1 pseudogene is annotated in these 706 nt (G+C 56.7%); it reads left to right on the top strand.

Going from position 1 to position 706, the window contains the following annotated elements:
• Positions 1–693: pseudogene (locus JUK32_RS10225) on the top strand (ISKra4 family transposase); the annotation flags it as partial.
• Positions 694–706 lie beyond the last annotated feature (13 nt).

The following is a 706-nucleotide window of genomic DNA, read 5'->3' as shown; positions in this document are numbered from 1 at the left end:
ACGCAGCAGCGGTTAGAAGAGCGTCATGACTTCGAGCGACCCACGAGTGAGGTGGCCGTCGAGCAAATGAGTCTCGACGGGGGCATGATTCGCCTGCGCACACCGCTCGGTGACCCCAGTGAGTGGCGTGAATATAAAGCCCTGAATTTGGGTGAGCAACATCAGGGCATGGCCTGGTTCAAAGACAACGAGAGCCTCATTGAGTGGGCGAATGGCCTCCCCTTGGCCCCGATAGTGGACTGCCTGGGCGATGGTCACGATGGGGTTTGGGGTGTCTATGCCCAGATTGGCAAGGGCCGCCAACGTCACGAAATCCTCGATTGGTTTCATCTGATGGAAAATTTGCATCAAGTCCCGGCCCCGATAGAAGTACTAGAAACCGCTCGCAGCTTGCTCTGGCAGGGACAAGTAGACGCGGCGATGAATGCGTTTGAGGCGACCGAGTCGGAAGCAACACGCCGCTTCTGCGGCTATCTAGAGCGGCATCGGAACCGCATCCCTAATTATCGTTACTACCAAGAAGAAGGGTGGCCGATTGGTTCGGGGGATGTGGAGTCCTGGGTGAAGCAGATCAACCGACGGACTAAGATCTCTGGCGCTGCCTGGAATGCCGAGCGGGTGCCACAAGTCTTGGCGCATCGTTGCGCCTACCTGAATGGCAGGCTGTCACCTCAAGAGTATTTTTCTCTGTAGAAAGTGACCTGCT

Source organism: Halomicronema sp. CCY15110 (assembly GCF_016888165.1).
Taxonomy (GTDB): domain Bacteria; phylum Cyanobacteriota; class Cyanobacteriia; order Phormidesmidales; family Phormidesmidaceae; genus Halomicronema.
Note: the sequence above shows the minus strand (reverse complement) of the source record. Positions and strands in the feature narration are given on the sequence as shown.